Source organism: Microbacterium candidum (genome assembly GCF_030315975.1).
GTDB lineage: Bacteria > Actinomycetota > Actinomycetes > Actinomycetales > Microbacteriaceae > Microbacterium > Microbacterium candidum.
The window spans coordinates 955,236-971,126 of record NZ_JASXSZ010000001.1; the positions used below are offsets into that span (position 1 = coordinate 955,236).

Here is a 15,891-nt window from a genome sequence, read left to right on the forward strand (position 1 = left end):
CGGCCGCTCGGCGTGCTCACCGCGGGGTGATCCCTCCGTCCGCATCCAGTTCCAGCGTCGCGTCGAGCCCCAGCCGTTCCAGGAACGCGTCGTCGTGGCTGACGATGAGCACCGCGCCGCGGTAGGCCGACAGTGCGTCGACGAGCTGACCGACGGTGTCGAGGTCGAGGTTGTTCGTCGGCTCATCGAGTACGAGCAGCTGCGGCGGCGGGTCGGCCAGCAGCAGGCGGGCAAGGGCCACGCGGAACCTCTCGCCGCCCGACAGCGTGTTCACCGCCCGATGCACCGTGTCGCCGCGCAGGAGGAACCGCGCCAGCCGGTTGCGGATCTCCGCCGTCGGCACGCTCGGCGCCGCCGCCTCGACGTTCTCGAGGACGGTCGCATGCTCGTCGAGCCCGTCGACCCGCTGCGGGAGGTACCCCACGTGCTCGACCGACAGGCCGCCGTTCAGGACATGCGGCGGGCCGCCGACATATCCGTCACCGTCGGCTGCATGTCCTGATCCGTGCACCAGCCGCTCGAGCAGCGTCGTCTTGCCGACGCCGTTCGGGCCGATGAGCGCCACGCGCTCGGGTCCGCGGATGATGTGCGTGCCGATCGTCGCGATGCGGCGCCCGGCGGGCACTCCCGGGTCGGGCAGGTCGATGCGCACGGTGTCGTCGTCGCGGACGCGGCGCTCCGCCGCATCCAGCACGGCCCGTGCCTCCGCCTCCTTCTCGCGGACCTCGGTGCGCAGCCGGCCGGCCGACACCTCGGCCGCCATGCGGCGGCCGTTCGCGACGATCTTCGGCACGCGCTTCTCCTCGTAGGCCTTGCGGCCCATCTGCGCCCGCGTGGCGAGCTTCGCGTCCGCCTCGATCCGCTGCCGCTTCTCCCGCTTCAGGTCCTTGCGGGCATCGGATTCGGCGTGCCGCGCGGCCTCCTGCTCGGAATCCAGCCATGCGCGCCATTCCGAGTACGGACCTCCGAACACCGACAGCTCACGGCCGTAGATCTCGGCCGTGTCGTCCATGAGCTCGAGCATCGCGACGTCGTGGCTGACGACGATGAGCGCGCCGGCCCACGACCGCACGAGCGCGTACAGTCGTGCGCGCGCATCCCGGTCGAGGTTGTTGGTCGGCTCGTCGAGGAGGGTCACGGGAGCGCGACGAAGACGGATGCCGGCGACGGCGGCCAGCACCGCCTCCCCGCCGGAGAGTTCGCCGACGCGTCGGTCGAGCATCCCGGAGAGGCCGGCCTCGTCGAGGGCCGCCGCGGCGCGGGCCTCGACGTCCCAGTCGGCGCCGATCGTGTCGAAGTGCGCCGGGTCGACGTCCCCCGATTCGATCGCCCGCACGGCGGCGAGCACCGGTTCGACGCCGAGGAGCGCCGACACCGGACGGTCGACGTCGAGCGTCAGCTGCTGCGGAAGGTACGCGACGTCACCTGCGGTCACGGAACCGCCGGTCGGCGTGAGCTCTCCCGCGATGAGGCGCAGGAGCGTGGACTTGCCGGATCCGTTCCGGCCGACGAGCCCTGTGCGGCCGGCGCCGAACGCGCCGGTGACGCCGTCGAGGGCGATGGTGCCGTCCGGCCACGTGTACGACACGTGGTCCAGGACGACGGATGGAGTGATGCTGGGCATGGAGGTCCTCCTCTGATGTCGGGCGCGCCGACAGCAGAGCCCGAGGGATCAGATGCCCGGGAGAAGGTCGACGGTCAGCGCGAGATGGATATCTGCAAGCGCGACACGTCGGATCCGCGCCGGAGGCGCGAGAAAGGATCGACGATCGGCGCTTACAGCGCGATGGCGACGATCTCCGTCATTTCATTCCTGACGTCGGGAACAAGGACCCGGCCACGATAGCGCACTACTCTGCGAGGTCGTCAAGACGGTGCTCGAGGAACGAGCGGACATCGGCCAACTCCTCCTCGGACACGCTGTGCGTGAGTCCCGGGTAGACGCGTCCCGACAGCTCGACGTGCGCGGGGAGCCACTCGACGCTGTGCTCGACGAGCGGGGCCGGGATGACGTCATCCCGCGATCCGCGCCCCCAGAAGACGTGCGGCTTGCGCGCGGCGAGCGCTGCATCCGTCTCCAGCGCTCCGGGGGAGACGTACCCGCTGAGGTTGACCACGAAGGCGAAGCGCTCGGGCTGCAGGCGCAGCGCCTGCAGCGAGACGGCGCCGCCCTGCGAGAAGCCGAGGAGACCGACGGCGGATGCCTCGGTGTGCTCGTCGAGCCAGGCGATGAACCGGGTCGCCGCATCCGTCACGCCCACCGAGCGCCCGAGCTCGTCGATCGGGTACCACGCGTTGCCCGGCATCGGCCACGGCGGAGCCAGCGGGGCGCGCACCGAGGCGATCACGAAGCTGTCGGGCAGGTACGGGACGAGCCCGTACAGGTCGTTCTCGTCGGAGCCGTAGCCGTGCAGCAGCACGAGCAGCGGGCGCCCCGCGCGCTCGGCCTCGGGTACGGACCAGCGCACGACCTCCGGATCCAGACTCACCCGCCCATCATCCCCCGGACGGCCGACATGGCGGAATCCTCCGTGCGCGCTCGCGGCGCGACGGGTATACAGGAAGCATGCCCGTGCGCACCCCAGATCCGGATCCCGGCGACAACGGCGACGACCCGCTCGGCGCGGGCACGCCGTTCAACGGTGCGCTCGGCGGATCGCCGACGTTCGGGCCGCCTCCTGGAGGCCCCGCGGCGAACCCGGGATGGCTCAGCGACATCGAGCTCGCCGAGGTGCGCCGGCGTCTGCCCATCCTCTACGTCGAGGCGATCCCGGTCCGCACCGACGGGATGGGGGCGGTCACCGAAGTCGGGATGCTGCTTCGCGCGACCCCGCTCGGCGAGATCACGCGGACGATCGTGTCGGGTCGTGTCCGCTACGGCGAGACGGTGCGGGATGCGCTGTTCCGCCACCTCGAGGACGACCTGGGTCCGATGGCCTTCCCGCTGCTGCCGCCGCAGCCGACGCCGTTCACGGTGGCCGAGTACTTCCCGATCCCGGGCGTCAGCGCATTCAACGACGACCGGCAGCACGCCGTGTCCCTCGCGTTCGTCGTCCCGGTGACGGGCACGTGCGAGCCGCGTCAGGATGCGCTCGAGGTCACGTGGCTCTCACCGCAGGAGGCGGCATCCGACGCGATCGCCGCCGAGATGGAGGGCGGCCGCGGCTCCCTCGTCCGCATGGCACTGGCCAGCGTCGGCGCCCTGCGCTGACCGTCAGCCCTGCTCCTCCCCCCCCTCGCCGCGTGCATTGACTTGCGGCAAACGGCGAGTATGCGGGCCTCGATGACCGCCATACGCCGCAAGTCAGCAGAGGGCTGACGGGAACAAGGGCGGATGCGGCGACGTTGCCGATGAGGATGATCGCACTCTCCGTCCTCGACCTCATTCCCGTCCGCACCGGCCAGACGAGCGCCGAGGCGGTCGCCGCATCCCTCGCCCTCGCCGCCCGCGCGGACGAGCTCGGGTTCCGTCGGTACTGGTTCGCCGAGCACCACAACATGCCGTCCGTGGCCTCGACGACGCCGCCCGTGCTGATCGCCGCCGCCGCGGCGCGGACCAGCCGTATCCGGGTCGGATCCGGGGGTGTCATGCTGCCGAACCACGCGCCGCTCGTCGTCGCGGAGCAGTTCGCGGCCCTCGAGGCCATCGCGCCTGGGCGCATCGACCTCGGCATCGGGCGCGCGCCCGGCAGCGATCCGGTCATCACGCAGCTGCTGCGCCAGCAGGGCACGACGAGCGACGTTGAGCGCTTCCCCGAGCACGTCCGCGACATCGGATCGCTCGTGTCGCCGGACGGCGCGACGCTGCGGTTCACGTCGGGCGGCGAGTACGCCGTGCACGCGACGCCCGCCGCCGCGGGGAGCCCGGAGATCTGGCTGCTCGGATCGAGCGACTACTCGGCGCAGCTCGCGGCATCCTTCGGTCTGCCCTACGTGTTCGCGAACCACTTCTCCGGCGAGGGTCTCGAGCGTGCGCTCGAGCTGTACCGGACGCAGTACCACCCGAGCGAGGCGAACCCCGTGCCCCGGACGTTCCTGACGGCGAACGCGGTCGCCGCGCCCACCGCCGAGGAGGCCGAGGCCCGTGCGTTGCCCCAGCTACGGGCGATGGGGCGGCTCCGTGCCGGACGCCCCGCCCGGCCGCTCGAGACCGTCGAGGAGGCGCGAGCGTCCTCGCCGGATCCCGCCGTCGACGATCTGGTGATGCGCATGCGCGAGCGCTGGTTCATCGGCGCGGGCGCCGAGGTGCGCGCGGGGCTCACGGCGCTGGCCGAGCAGCACGGCCTCGACGAGGTGATGATCTCGCCGGTCGCCGGAGCGTTCGAGAGCGAGCCGGCGGATGCCACGCCCGGGCGCATCCAGACGCTCGAACAGCTCGCTTCCTGACACCCCACCCGCTCGTCCGTCACGTTCCGGTTGCGATCCGCCCCTATCGGCCCGCCGCATCCACTGTTACTGTCCGGCCATGGCGCGCAAACCCGTCCTCCTCAACTCCCGCCTCTACGCGTTCGGGTTCCGCATGTTCAGTCGCGACCACGTCGCGAAGATCTCACGTGGAGAGACCGTCACCTTCAAAGGCTTCGACGTCGCCGCGCTCACGACGATCGGCCGGAAGTCCGGCGAGCCGCGGACCGTCGCAGTCGCGTATGCGCGTGACGGCGACACCCTGCTCACCGGCGCATCAGCGGGCGGCCGCGAGCAGTCGCCCGCCTGGTACGGGAACCTCAAGGCGAACCCGGAATGCACGATCCGAATCGGCGGGGTCGAGCTCAAGCGGATCGCCCGCGAGGTCGACGACGAGCACTACGCGGATGCCCTCGCGAAGCTCATCGCCGTCGCGCCGAACTACGGCGACTATGCCGACTGGCGCGGCCGTCCGTTCCCGATCATGGCGCTCGATCCGGTGCCGGAATCCGAGAACGCCGGCGAGACCGCCGCCGAACCTGCCACCGCCCCCGAGAGCGACGCTTGAGCTACGGGACGACCGCGAGCAGAGCCCCGTGCTCCACGCGGCACCGGATGCTCTGCCCCGCGCCGAACTCGTCGCCGTCGAGCTCGATGGGCTGCGGGGGAGTGGTGGCGACCTCCATCCGCGCGCCGCGGAGGTAGCGGATCGACGTGTCGCGGCGGCGTTCGACGATGCGCCGCCCGGCGCGGAAGCGCCGCAGCACGCTGTTGTCCCACCACACCTTGCGCCACACGCCGAGCCATCCGAACATCCCGGTCGGCTGGATCAGCATGACGTCGAGGACCCCGTCGTCGATCGTCGCATCCGGGATCAGGGCGATGCCCGCCGGCAGCTGCCCGCAGTTCGCGAACAGCACGCTCTGCACCTTCGCGGAGTGCAGGCGCTGCTCCTCGAGCTCGTAGATCACGCGGAACGGCTTCGCGCCGGGGAGCGACCGTGCCGCGCCGTCGACGTACGCCACCCATCCCATCGACTTCTTCAGCGCCGGACGCGTGTTGGCGATCATGGCGGCGTCCAGCCCGATCCCCGCCATGACGACGAAGGCGCGCTCCTCGACGTCGCCGCCCTCGCGCGTGATCCGCGCGATGCCGACGTCGGTCGGCGCCACGCGGCCGGCGTAGGCCGCCGCGATCATGATCTCCGGATCGTCGAGCGGCAGGCCGAGGTTCCGCGCGAGGAGGTTGCCCGTGCCGCTCGGCACGATCGCGAGCGGGACTCCGGACCCGGCGACCGTCTCTGTCACCGCGCGCACGGTGCCGTCGCCGCCTGCGACGAGCACGACGTCCACCTCGGCATCCAGCGCGTCCCGCGCCACCCCGTCGCCGAGGTCGTCGACCGTCGTCTCGAAGAACAGGGGATGCCGCCATCCCGCTTTCTTCGCGTGATGCACGACCGCGGCCCGCAGTCGGCGCTTGTCGACCTTGATGGGGTTGTAGACGAGGGCGGCGCGCTTGTGCCGCCCCGAATCGTCGCCCATAGGGGACAACATAACCCGCGGGCGCACGGAACGGCTGTGCGAGACTTGACGGATGATCGATCCCGTGCTTCTCCGCGACAACCCAGAGCTCGTCAAGCGTTCGCAGGAGAAGCGCGGAGAGTCGTCGGAGACGGTGGATGCCGCGGTCGAGGCCGACCGCGCGCGACGTGCCGCGATCACGTCCTTCGAAGAGCTCCGCGCGGCGCAGAACGCGCACGGAAAGCGCGTCGCGAAGGCGCCGAAGGAGGAGAAGGCGTCGCTCGTCGCCGAGGCGAAGGAGCTCAGCGAGCAGGTGAAGGCTGCGCAGCACGCCGTGACCGCCGCCGAGGAGGCGTTCACGGAGGCCTTCTCCCGCATCGAGAACATCGTCATCGATGATGTCCCGGCCGGTGGCGAGGCCGACTTCGTCGAGATGCACACGTACGGGCAGCGCGCATCCTTCGACTTCGAGCCGCTGGACCACCTCGCGATCGGCGAGAAGCTCGGCGCGATCGACATGGAGCGCGGCACCAAGGTGTCGGGCAGCCGCTTCTACTTCCTCACCGGCATCGGGGCGCGGCTCGAGTACGCGCTCATGTCGCTGGGGCTCCAGCGAGCGGTGGATGCGGGGTTCATCCCGATGATCCCTCCGACGCTGGTGCGTCCCGAGGTCATGCGCGGCACGGGGTTCCTCGGCCAGCACTCCGATGAGGTGTACCGCCTCGAGAAGGAGGATCTCTACCTCGTCGGGACGAGCGAGGTGCCGCTCGCCGGGTATCACATGGACGAGATCATCGACCTCTCGAAGGGCCCGAAGCGCTACGCCGGCTGGTCGACGTGCTATCGCAGCGAGGCCGGCTCCTACGGCAAGGACACCCGCGGGATCATCCGCGTGCACCAGTTCAACAAGCTCGAGATGTTCGTCTACACGACCCCGGAGGATGCGGAGCACGAGCACCTGCGGCTCGTCCAGATGCAGGAGCAGATGCTGCAGGACCTCGGCCTCGCTTATCGCGTGATCGACGTCGCCGCCGGCGACCTCGGGTCGAGCGCCGCGCGCAAGTACGACGTCGAAGCATGGGTCCCGACGCAGGACGCCTACCGCGAGCTGACGTCGACGTCGAACTGCACCACGTACCAGGCGCGTCGCCTCGACATCCGGTACCGGCCGGAGGAGGGCGCGCGCACGCAGCACGTCGCGACGCTCAATGGCACGCTCGCGACGACGCGCTGGATCGTCGCGCTGCTGGAGACGCATCAGCGCGAGGACGGATCCGTTCTCGTGCCCGAGGTCCTGAGGCCCTACCTCGGCGGCCTCGAGGTGATGGAGCCGATCGCGTGACGCTGCCGACCGGCGTCGCCGCATCCATCCCCCAGAAGGTCACCGGGCTCGTCGCCCTCGACGTCGACGGGACGGTGCTGCTCGGCGACGAGAAGACGTTCGGCCCCGGCACGGTCGACGCGATCGCGCACGCCGTGTCCGCCGGCAACGAGGTCATGCTCGCGACCGGCCGCAGCTGGGCCGGTACGGAGTGGGTCATGCGCGAGCTCGGCATCGAGTCCGAGTTCGTCGTGTGCTCGAACGGCGCCGTCGTCATGCGCCGCAACGGCGACGGCTACGAGCGCTTCCACACCGAGACGTTCGACCCGTCCGAGGTCCTGGACCTGCTGGTGCAGAACATCCCCGACGCGCACTACATGGTCGAGCTGCCCGACGGGCACCGCCTCTACACGGAGCCGCTCGACCACTGGAACCTCGCGGACGCGACGCAGGTGCCCTTCGCCGAGCTGTCCGCGCAGGCGGTGTCGCGCGTCGTCGTGGTCTCGCCGGGGCAGACCGACGAGGACTTCATGGAGCTCGTCGAGCACATCGGGCTGCACCATGTCTCCTACGCGATCGGCTGGACGGCGTGGCTCGACATCGCCCCGCTCGGGGTCGACAAGAGCACGGGTCTCGAGCTCGTGCGTCGGGAGCTCGATGTCGACGGATCGCGCGTCGTCGCGGTCGGCGACGGACGCAACGACCTCGGCATGTTCGCGTGGGCGCGCGAGCACGGCGGACGCGCCGTCGCGATGGCGCAGGCTCCGCAGGAGGTGAAGGATGCGGCGAGCGAGGTCACCGCATCCGTCGCCGACGGTGGAGCCGCTGCCATCCTGCGACGTCTCTGAGGGCCCATACAGGGCCTCCTCAGGCGCGTCCCGGAGAATTGAGCGGATCGCCGTCGACTAGACTCGGCTCCTGATCGACGCATGCCGTGCCCCCGCACGGTGTCATCGGGAGGGTTGTCCGAGCGGCCGATGGACCTGGTCTTGAAAACCAGTGGGCAGTGATGTCCCGTGGGTTCGAATCCCACACCCTCCGCAACTCCGCCGCGGCGCACCCTGAGAGGACCCGAGTGAGCCAGACGACCAAGCCCGGCAAGACGTCCCGCCGGCCGATCGCCAGCCACGGCCAGTTGCGGTCGCCGAACCTGTTCGCGCAGCTGCTCAAGGGCCTCGCGGTGGTCCTCGCGGTCGTGCTCGTCTCCGGCGCGGGCGTCGCGGCTTACGCCGTCACCGACCTCACCGCGACGCTCCAGACGCGCTCGGTCAAACTCGAGGGCGAGGCGCCGGTTCCGGCCCAGCCGCCGGGGATCGCCGCTTATCAGGGCGACGTCAACCTTCTCCTCATCGGCACGGACCAATGCGAGCCCGCGTACGACGCGATGTTCGGCAACCGCTGCAAGGGCAAGGATTCCGGCACCGAGAACAACGACGTCGACATGCTGCTGCACATCTCCAGCAACCCGCGTCGCGTCACGGTCATCTCGTTCCCGCGAGACATGATGCTCCCCGTCCCGTCGTGCACGAACAAGAACGGCGGCAAGACCTCTCCCGCTAGCAAGCTCATGCTCAACACGACGTACGAGATCGGCGGACTCGGCTGCGTCGCGAAGACGATCACTCAGCTGACGGGGATCGAGATCCCGTTCGCCGCCAAGATCACGTGGGGTGGCGTCATCCAGATCACGAACGCCATCGGCGGCGTCGACGTCTGTGTGTCCGGCCACCTCAAGGACCGCCTCACGGGGCTCGACATGACCGCGGGCATGCACAACATCCAGGGTCTCCAGGCGCTGCAGTTCCTCCGTACGCGTCACGGCGTCGGCGACGGCAGCGACCTCGGACGTATCTCGAATCAGCAGCAGTACATGTCACGCCTCGTGAAGAAGATCATGGGCGAGGGCGTGCTCTCCGACCCGGCGATGCTGCTGAAGCTCGCGAACACTGCTGTGAACAACATCACGCCGAGCGACACCCTCGCGAACCCGATCACGCTCGCGCAGATCGCGCTCGCGATGAAGAGCGTGCCGTTCGACCAGTTCGTCTTCGTGCAGTATCCGACGGGCTACGACCCGACGAACCCGAACCGCGTCATCCCCAACAAGGCGGCGGCGACTGCGCTGCTGACGGCGCTCTCGGAGAACAAGCAGCTGCAGCTGACCGGCAACAACGGCGTCGGATCCGTGCAGGAGACCCCGGCGCCCGGCACGTCGACCGCGCCAGTCACTCCGACCACCGCTCCGACTCCTGGTGCGACCGCGGGCGCGGGTTCGACGGCGACGCCGGCACCGGTGGCGACGCTGCCCTCGACGGTCACGGGTACCACCGCAGCCGAGGACACCTGCTCGAAGGGGCAGGTCTACAACGGCAACGGCTGAGCCTCTCGCTGCCGGGGGCGCGTGCGCGGGCTCTGCCCGGCCGGTTCGCGGGCCCCTCGGCGAGCAGGTATCATTGACGGACGTGCCCGCTCGCGGGTGCTGAGCCCGCTCCGGCGGGCACGTGTTCGCCTCGGCGGACACAAGGAGACGTCGCATAGTCAGGCCTAGTGCACCACCCTGCTAAGGTGGAGTCCCCGTAAGGGGACCGAGGGTTCAAATCCCTCCGTCTCCGCCAAACAATCCCTGGTCAGAAGGCATTTTCTGGCGGTTGCTCAGAAGAGTGTGGCTCCTGGGTTCGGGCCGTTTTCGGCTCCAGGTGTCCCCCAGGTGTCCCCCGCCCGTTCTCGGGCCTCTGCATGGGCAAGTCGCTGCGCGTGAGCGCGGCGCTGTCCTTCGCCCAGGATGTGGGCGTAGACGGCGAGAACGGTGCGCGGGTCATCGCCGAGGTACTCCGCGACTTCGTTCACCGGGGTGCCCAGTCGAAGCCACGTCGATGCCGCGTAGTGGCGCAGGTTGTGCCGTTCGAATCCGAGCGGGAACTTCCGCACTGTGCCGACTGACAGTTGCCTGCCGTGCTGGTTCGTGAACAGATAGTCATCCGCGGACTTCCCGGCGGCGTATTGACGGAAGATCTCGAGTGCTCGCGGAGAGAGCGGGAGAGTGCGGGTTCCTCGCCAGGTCTTCGTCTCCTTCTCGTCGTACCGGTCGGAGTGCGAGCGGTCAACGAGGAGTTGGGGGAGCGGCACCTCCGTGAGTGCGTTGATGCGCAGCGCTCGCGCCTCACCCCACCGGATGCCGGTGAGGGACATGAACTCGAAGACGTCGGCGACGTCGGGGCGTCGCTCGCGGACGGCCGCGAGTACCTTGGCGAGCCGGGCTGGTGTCGGCACGTCCTTCGCGCTGATCGCACGCACCGCGCTCGCGCTGAGCTCCGGGATCTTCTTCATCGTCCGCACGGGATGCGGCTGATGCAACAATCCCAGCTCGGCGGCGTAGGTGAAGAGCGCGCTGAGCGTCGTCTTCTCACGGGCCACCGTCGAGGGCTTCTTGAGCTGCAGCTCTCGAATCAGGTGCGTTCGGATGTCACCGGAGTGAATGGACGCGAGGGGACGGCGCAGCAGCTCCTTGGGCAAGGCTGCGATGTTGTTCCGGTCGGTGTCGACCGTGTGCGGGTTGCCGGTCTCGCGAGCGGCAAGGAAGTCGTCCACGAGCTCTTGCAGGGTGAAGGAGCGCTTGGGTGGGAGCGGGAGACCGGTCTCCGCGCGATGCTTCAGATCACGCTCCCAGGCTTCAGCTTCTCGCCTCGTCGGGAATGCCTTCGTCCCGATGACCTCGCGACCATACTTCACGCGGACGAAGTAGTAGGTCTTCCCGGTCTTCGTCTTGCGTGTATCGATGCTCATGACTCGAGGCCGGCGAGCCGGTGGATGTCGATCCGGCGGTAAACACGTCGATGTTCGGTGACTGCGATCGGCTCCACGGGGGCGTGCCCCGCGAGTGCGAGGCTGCGAAGCGTCGTCCGGTGAATACCGAGCCGGTCCGCGGCCTCAGCCTCGGAGTAGAAGAAGCACTCAAGGTGCTCTTCCTCGTGAGTCGTCGCGTCGCGGAGATCAGTCACGCGCCGGTCGACCGGCGTTGTAGTTCATGCCCTCGAGGCGCCCGGCTTTGCGGGCGTCGATGATCCACTGCGACGCGGTGCGGTGCGGGATGCCGAGCTCCTTCTCGATGAGCTTCGCCGGCGGCAGCCCGGCGAGGGCTGCGCTGCCATAGAGCAACTCAATGACCTCCATCCGCGCGTCGCTGCCGCCTCGGCGGATGACCTCGGCTGCGAGGGGCGGAGGCAGGATGCGACCCTCCGCCGTGGTCAGCTCATCGATGCTGACCCACGTCGCGAGCGGATCCTGCTCGTCTTCCAAAGTGAGGAAGATGCAGCGGGGTGCGGCGACCTGCACGATCGCCTGCATCCCGACCTTCGCGACCGTTGGATAGTTCAGCTCGACGTCATCGCGGACCGCCTCGTTGGTCACGCTCTTGATGACGTAACGACCTTCGGCTCGCAGGTATCGCGCGATGAGAGCTGTGCGCACGCCGAGCGCCGTATCCACGGTCGTGGCGACGAACTCGGGTGCAATGCGCAGTGCGGACCCGACGGGCTGTGTGGCGCGCTGCGCCGTGACTTCCTGACCATCGAGTGTCTTCACGTCGACCTTCACCTCCCTAGTTTGTCTAACCGCACGGCGCTTTCGCATGCCCTCTTGCTGAGAGTAGCAGATAGTGCTTCACTAAGGTAGAACCAATCGGAACTTACGCAGTAAGGAGCTGACATGGGCACGAACGTCGTAAGTCATGCCGAGCGAGGATGGCGATCGCGATGAGCACCATCGCCATCGCCAACCAGAAGGGCGGCGTCGGTAAGACGACCGTCACGATGCAGCTCGGCGCCGCGCTGTCGCGGCGGTACCGGGTGCTGGTGGTGGATGTCGACCCGCAGCGTTCGACGATGTGGTGGGCCGAGAACGCCGCGGCCGCTCTGCCGTTCGACTTTGCCGGCAACCAGCATCCGGCCGTCGTCGGGCGCCTGGACCGCCTCCACGTCGACTACGACTTCGTACTCGTCGACACGCCCGGCAACCTCGAAGACACCCACATCCTCGAGACCGTCCTCGACACCGCGGACTTCGCCATCGTGCCGCTGACTCCCGAACCCCTCGCCGTCGAACCGACGATGCGGACCATCACCCGGCTGATCGAGCCGCGCGCGCTGCGCTACTCGGTGCTCCTCAACCGGATCGACACCCGCATCCCGAACCAGCTCCGCGTCTGGCAGGAGCTGCTCGACACGACCTTCGGCGTCCCGAGGTTCGACGCCAGCCTCCGGCAGTTCAAAGCGCAGACGGAAGCGCCTGTGCTCGGGCAGCTCGTGACGAGCATGCATGACAACCGACGGACATCCGGGTCGATCGCCGACGTCACACGCCTCGGCCACGAGATGGCCGAGTGCCTCGCGCCAGCCACGCAGGGGAGATGGTGACGGTGGCCAAGATCGACCTCGGCGGCAAGCTCGCCGAGACCCGCGCGCGCATCGCGGCGGAAGGCCAGGATGCTGCGGACCCCACGGTTCCGCTCTACGCCCGGCTGACGCGCAAGGAGGCCCGCGTCCGCGAGGACCAGTACGCGGCGCTCACAGCCCTCGCCCGCACCCTGATGCGCCGCCGGCGGCTCAAGGTCGAGCGCATCACTGAGAACACCCTGATCCGGGTCGCGATCGACCTCCTGCTCGCGCACCAGGACGAGCTCCGCGGATCGGACGAGGACGAACTCCGAAAGTCTGTCAGTCCGCAGCTCTCGAAGTCCGGTACTCGCGAAGTTCCCAACTCTATGAGTGCCGCACACACAAGGACCGAAGTCAGCAACTCACGACGTGCGGGAGTCTCGGCATCCGACCCCGCAGCCCGAGAGTTGCCGAGTCCGCAACCTCCGGACTCACAGAGTCCGACACTCACGAACCCACGAAGACTGATGTTCGCGGACTCCGGTCCTTCGTCGCACCCGGCGGCACAGCCGTACGCGTTCCCGTCCGACGGGGCCGGCGGCATCGGAGCGTCGCGATGATCACCGTCACCGTCTACTCGACCGGCCCGCAATGCCAGCGCTGTCGACTTACGCTTCGACGGCTCGAGGATGCCGGCATCCCGTTCACGATCGTTGACCTCATCGATGCGACCAGCCGCGACGCTCGCGCCTACGTCACTGACGACCTCGGCTACAGCGAAGCGCCGATCGTCGTGGTCGACGATGAGCCCGAGCATCACTGGTCGGGGTTCCGTCCCGACCTGATCGACCACCTGGCAACCAGCATCCGCGAAGCCGCGCGGGAGGTGCTGTCATGACGGACGACGAACCGATCGATCGCGTCTTCGTGGAGTCGGAGTACATGCGGCTCCAGATTGCGCACGCGCAGGCTCAGCTGTACGACCGACGCAAGCAGCAGATCGAGGATCGGCGCCGATACGCCCGTCAGTACTACGCCGCACACCGCGAGGAGCAACTCGAGTACCAACGTCAGCGACGCGAGGCACAGCGCGAGAGCGATCCGGAACGATATGCCGAGCTCCGGCGGGGCCGGGCGAAGCGCTGGTACGACCGCCACAAGGAGGATCAGAACGCGAAGCAACGGGCGAAGTACCGCGCCGATCCGCAGCCTCACCTTGAGCGCCGCTCGAGGTACTACGCCGAGCACGCGGAGGAGATCAAGGCGAAGCGTCGCGAGCGATACGCCGCCAACAAGGAGCAGGAACTCGCCCGGCAGGAGGCGTGGCGAGATCGCGAGCGACGTCGTCGCGAAGTCGGACTTCCGGTCCGCCGCATCCACGCCGCGACGCACACCGAGTTGCAAGCGAACGAGGATGCGGCAGGAGCCTTCTTCGCTCGCAGATGGAGCGGTCGCGAGATTCGACGGATGCGGAAGGCCGGCGCGGCTACGCCTCCCGAACTTGTGACTGCCTGGCTGAGGGACTGCGCGCGAGCGCGCGCCACGTTCCACCTCGCCGAGCAGAAGGAAGAGCTCGAGCGGCTGCAGAAGGAACTCGCGCGTGCCAAGTCGGGGCCGATGTCGAGCGCGGAGCGCGAGCGGCTCGAAGCTCAACGCATCGCGGACGAGGAGCGCGAGGCAAAGCGCCTCGAGGAAGAGCGTCTCGACGCGATCGGCCGGGAGGTCAACGAGCGGCTCCGCCACCACGACCCGCCACGGCGCGTTCATCACAACGACCCGGCGGCTCCGCATCCGCTACTTCTTCAACAACAGCATCAGATGGGACTGGACCGATGAAGACCACACTCACCACAGTCGACCGCGCGAATGTCGAGACCGTGCTGTACCGCGTCGCGATCTGCGCCTTCACCTACTACGAGGGCAAGGAGATTGACGATCCCGGCTTCTCCGTCCGCGACGACGTCGAGTGGTGCCTCGCTGCCCTCGGCACCCACGCCGAGACCGCGGGCAGCCTGCGCGCCGACATCCACGCGATGATCACTGACCGGGATGCGGACCGCCGAACCTTCATCGCCCGGTTGGCCGCCCTCGCCGAGGAGTAGGCCACCTTGTGCGCTTCCTGGCCGGTCATCGTACCTCCCTCTACAGTGCTCCATTCCGGGCTTTCGCGGCATATCCTCACCCCTCCGCTGGCGCTCCGGGGCTCCGGTATTCCACGGTCCCGGCACTGCGCACCGCTCCGGTCGACAACGACGCCACTTGCCAGGAAGCCACCTCAGAAGTCAGGAGCAAGAACATGAACACCATCACCGGGCCTGAGCACCTGGAAGAATCCGTCGACCAACTCGCACACGTGCTCGGCGAACTGCGGCAGGGCCACGACGAGCTGATCTGCAGCCTCGAATTCGAGGAGGCCGAGGCGCTCGCCGAGGTCCTCGAGGCCGGGCTGCATCCAGATGTCGCCGCCCACCTAATGCACCGCTGGGCGCTCACGGAACCCGATTGGGATGCCGAGCACGGCGACGTCATCCGTCACTGGCTCGCGAGTGAGGGCGGTGACTGATTGTGAGCGGGGCGCCGCGGCGCCTGCAGGGTGTGAGCTTAATGTACGAAACAGCGCATTGGCCGCCTCTGTCACGGTAGCGGCGGTACGGATTAGCCCGCTGCTCGGCCGGTGGACTGGGGAATCGTGAGCGGCTCGGACGCAACAGACGCCGCGCGGATCGCGCGGTACATCCATTTGTGCTTGGTCCTGCCAGCGCGCGTGGTCGACAGCGCAAATGCCGATGCAGGGGAGAAACTGGCGTACTACAAACGCGACGCCCTCATTGAGGCGCTCGATCCATTCCGTAGGCCCCGCGAGCGAGACGGGCAGGCGTCTCCTGAACTGTTCGGGAGACTCTTTCGCAGAGCGGTGAGGTATCGCTACAGCCCCTGTCGCAGGATCCCCGCCGCCTCGTGGGCTACCCCTCAGGATCTCGTTCATCCCATGCGTGAGTTGATAGGGATGGGGGCGGGCTTATTCTTCATCTACTGGTTCATGGGCAGTACGGAATTGATCGAATACCTGGACTCGATGGCGGGAGCTGAGTTGACCGAGGAGCGCGGATGGCTAGAGGACCGCGGTCCTTTCCCGAGCGGCGCGTACGCCGGGCACATTGACCTCCCGTACCAGACCGGGACGGGCTGACGATCGGACGTTCTTGCGTCTCGAAGGGCGGCGATGCCGTCGGATCTCTTCGCGCACGATGTCAGAGGCGCCGAGGACAGTAGT

At 68.5% G+C, this 15,891-nt stretch carries 18 protein-coding genes and 2 tRNA genes; 14 read left to right on the top strand and 6 right to left on the bottom strand.

Features of this window, described 5'->3' with window-relative positions:
* Positions 1-16: 16 nt before the first annotated feature.
* Entirely contained in the window at positions 17-1,624 is a 1,608-nt protein-coding gene (locus tag QSV35_RS04435; RefSeq protein ID WP_286287105.1) for an ABC-F family ATP-binding cassette domain-containing protein, read from the bottom strand.
* A 226-nt stretch (positions 1,625-1,850) separates the two neighbouring features.
* Positions 1,851-2,489 carry an alpha/beta hydrolase gene (locus QSV35_RS04440; RefSeq protein WP_286287106.1) on the bottom strand — a complete coding sequence of 213 codons (639 nt, stop codon included), beginning with the start codon at positions 2,487-2,489 and terminating at the stop codon, positions 1,851-1,853.
* A gap of 77 nt (positions 2,490-2,566) precedes the next feature.
* Here QSV35_RS04440 and QSV35_RS04445 point away from each other — a divergent pair, with 77 nt between their 5' ends.
* The 3 genes from QSV35_RS04445 (at position 2,567) to QSV35_RS04455 (ending at position 4,972) form a co-directional block, all read left to right on the top strand.
* Positions 2,567-3,211, top strand: a complete 645-nt coding sequence (locus tag QSV35_RS04445; protein ID WP_286287108.1) for an NUDIX hydrolase family protein — start codon at positions 2,567-2,569, stop codon at positions 3,209-3,211.
* Between the two features lie 140 nt (positions 3,212-3,351).
* Positions 3,352-4,386, top strand: coding sequence for an MsnO8 family LLM class oxidoreductase (locus QSV35_RS04450; protein WP_286287110.1), 1,035 nt, complete (start codon positions 3,352-3,354; stop codon positions 4,384-4,386).
* Positions 4,387-4,465: 79 nt separating this feature from the next.
* Positions 4,466-4,972 carry a nitroreductase/quinone reductase family protein gene (locus tag QSV35_RS04455; RefSeq protein WP_286287112.1) on the top strand — a complete coding sequence of 169 codons (507 nt, stop codon included), beginning with the start codon at positions 4,466-4,468 and terminating at the stop codon, positions 4,970-4,972.
* 1 nt (position 4,973) lies between these two features.
* Here QSV35_RS04455 and QSV35_RS04460 read toward each other — a convergent pair whose 3' ends face one another.
* On the bottom strand, positions 4,974-5,945 hold the full coding sequence (locus tag QSV35_RS04460; RefSeq protein WP_286287114.1) for a diacylglycerol/lipid kinase family protein: 972 nt from the start codon (positions 5,943-5,945) through the stop codon (positions 4,974-4,976).
* A 52-nt stretch (positions 5,946-5,997) separates the two neighbouring features.
* Between QSV35_RS04460 and serS the strand changes: the two genes are divergently transcribed.
* The 5 genes from serS (at position 5,998) to QSV35_RS04485 (ending at position 9,860) form a co-directional block, all read left to right on the top strand.
* Positions 5,998-7,266, top strand: coding sequence for a serine--tRNA ligase (gene serS / locus QSV35_RS04465; RefSeq protein ID WP_286287116.1), 1,269 nt, complete (start codon positions 5,998-6,000; stop codon positions 7,264-7,266).
* Positions 7,263-8,093, top strand: a complete 831-nt coding sequence (locus tag QSV35_RS04470; RefSeq protein ID WP_286287119.1) for an HAD family hydrolase — start codon at positions 7,263-7,265, stop codon at positions 8,091-8,093. The genes serS and QSV35_RS04470 overlap by 4 nt, the downstream gene beginning before the upstream one ends.
* 108 nt (positions 8,094-8,201) lie before the next feature.
* Positions 8,202-8,286: transfer RNA gene (locus QSV35_RS04475), tRNA-Ser, on the top strand.
* A gap of 34 nt (positions 8,287-8,320) precedes the next feature.
* Positions 8,321-9,625, top strand: coding sequence for an LCP family protein (locus tag QSV35_RS04480; protein WP_286287121.1), 1,305 nt, complete (start codon positions 8,321-8,323; stop codon positions 9,623-9,625).
* Positions 9,626-9,768: 143 nt separating this feature from the next.
* A tRNA-Ser gene (locus QSV35_RS04485) sits at positions 9,769-9,860 on the top strand.
* A 37-nt stretch (positions 9,861-9,897) separates the two neighbouring features.
* Here QSV35_RS04485 and QSV35_RS04490 read toward each other — a convergent pair.
* The 3 genes from QSV35_RS04490 to QSV35_RS04500 are packed head-to-tail and all read right to left on the bottom strand — an operon-like array spanning position 9,898 to position 11,826.
* The gene (locus QSV35_RS04490; RefSeq protein WP_286287124.1) at positions 9,898-11,028 is read right to left on the bottom strand and encodes a tyrosine-type recombinase/integrase; all 1,131 of its coding nucleotides are present in this window, start codon (positions 11,026-11,028) and stop codon (positions 9,898-9,900) included.
* Positions 11,025-11,243: a hypothetical protein gene (locus tag QSV35_RS04495; RefSeq protein WP_286287125.1), complete on the bottom strand. Its 219-nt coding sequence runs from the start codon at positions 11,241-11,243 to the stop codon at positions 11,025-11,027. Before QSV35_RS04495 ends, QSV35_RS04490 begins: the two co-directional genes overlap by 4 nt.
* On the bottom strand, positions 11,236-11,826 hold the full coding sequence (locus QSV35_RS04500; protein ID WP_286287127.1) for a hypothetical protein: 591 nt from the start codon (positions 11,824-11,826) through the stop codon (positions 11,236-11,238). Before QSV35_RS04500 ends, QSV35_RS04495 begins: the two co-directional genes overlap by 8 nt.
* A gap of 170 nt (positions 11,827-11,996) precedes the next feature.
* Between QSV35_RS04500 and QSV35_RS04505 the strand changes: the two genes are divergently transcribed.
* The 6 genes from QSV35_RS04505 (at position 11,997) to QSV35_RS04530 (ending at position 15,180) form a co-directional block, all read left to right on the top strand.
* Positions 11,997-12,656, top strand: coding sequence for a ParA family protein (locus QSV35_RS04505; RefSeq protein WP_286287129.1), 660 nt, complete (start codon positions 11,997-11,999; stop codon positions 12,654-12,656).
* Positions 12,657-12,658: 2 nt separating this feature from the next.
* Entirely contained in the window at positions 12,659-13,237 is a 579-nt protein-coding gene (locus QSV35_RS04510; protein WP_286287131.1) for a hypothetical protein, read from the top strand.
* Positions 13,234-13,515 (top strand): glutaredoxin family protein, encoded by a 282-nt coding sequence (locus QSV35_RS04515; protein ID WP_286287133.1) that lies wholly within the window; start codon positions 13,234-13,236, stop codon positions 13,513-13,515. Before QSV35_RS04510 ends, QSV35_RS04515 begins: the two co-directional genes overlap by 4 nt.
* A complete protein-coding gene (locus tag QSV35_RS04520; protein WP_286287135.1) occupies positions 13,512-14,453 on the top strand; it encodes an FUSC family protein in 942 nt (313 codons plus the stop codon). Before QSV35_RS04515 ends, QSV35_RS04520 begins: the two co-directional genes overlap by 4 nt.
* On the top strand, positions 14,450-14,719 hold the full coding sequence (locus tag QSV35_RS04525) for a hypothetical protein (RefSeq protein WP_286287137.1): 270 nt from the start codon (positions 14,450-14,452) through the stop codon (positions 14,717-14,719). Before QSV35_RS04520 ends, QSV35_RS04525 begins: the two co-directional genes overlap by 4 nt.
* A gap of 194 nt (positions 14,720-14,913) precedes the next feature.
* On the top strand, positions 14,914-15,180 hold the full coding sequence (locus QSV35_RS04530; RefSeq protein WP_286287140.1) for a hypothetical protein: 267 nt from the start codon (positions 14,914-14,916) through the stop codon (positions 15,178-15,180).
* Positions 15,181-15,891 lie beyond the last annotated feature (711 nt).

Coding starts and splice junctions, on each gene's coding strand:
- QSV35_RS04435 (WP_286287105.1), bottom strand. CDS start 1,624: ATGCCCAGCATCACTCCATCCGTCGTCCTGGACCACGTGTCGTACACG.
- QSV35_RS04445 (WP_286287108.1), top strand. CDS start 2,567: ATGCCCGTGCGCACCCCAGATCCGGATCCCGGCGACAACGGCGACGAC.
- QSV35_RS04450 (WP_286287110.1), top strand. CDS start 3,352: ATGAGGATGATCGCACTCTCCGTCCTCGACCTCATTCCCGTCCGCACC.
- QSV35_RS04455 (WP_286287112.1), top strand. CDS start 4,466: ATGGCGCGCAAACCCGTCCTCCTCAACTCCCGCCTCTACGCGTTCGGG.
- QSV35_RS04460 (WP_286287114.1), bottom strand. CDS start 5,945: ATGGGCGACGATTCGGGGCGGCACAAGCGCGCCGCCCTCGTCTACAAC.
- serS (WP_286287116.1), top strand. CDS start 5,998: ATGATCGATCCCGTGCTTCTCCGCGACAACCCAGAGCTCGTCAAGCGT.
- QSV35_RS04490 (WP_286287124.1), bottom strand. CDS start 11,028: ATGAGCATCGATACACGCAAGACGAAGACCGGGAAGACCTACTACTTC.
- QSV35_RS04505 (WP_286287129.1), top strand. CDS start 11,997: ATGAGCACCATCGCCATCGCCAACCAGAAGGGCGGCGTCGGTAAGACG.
- QSV35_RS04515 (WP_286287133.1), top strand. CDS start 13,234: ATGATCACCGTCACCGTCTACTCGACCGGCCCGCAATGCCAGCGCTGT.
- QSV35_RS04520 (WP_286287135.1), top strand. CDS start 13,512: ATGACGGACGACGAACCGATCGATCGCGTCTTCGTGGAGTCGGAGTAC.
- QSV35_RS04525 (WP_286287137.1), top strand. CDS start 14,450: ATGAAGACCACACTCACCACAGTCGACCGCGCGAATGTCGAGACCGTG.
- QSV35_RS04530 (WP_286287140.1), top strand. CDS start 14,914: ATGAACACCATCACCGGGCCTGAGCACCTGGAAGAATCCGTCGACCAA.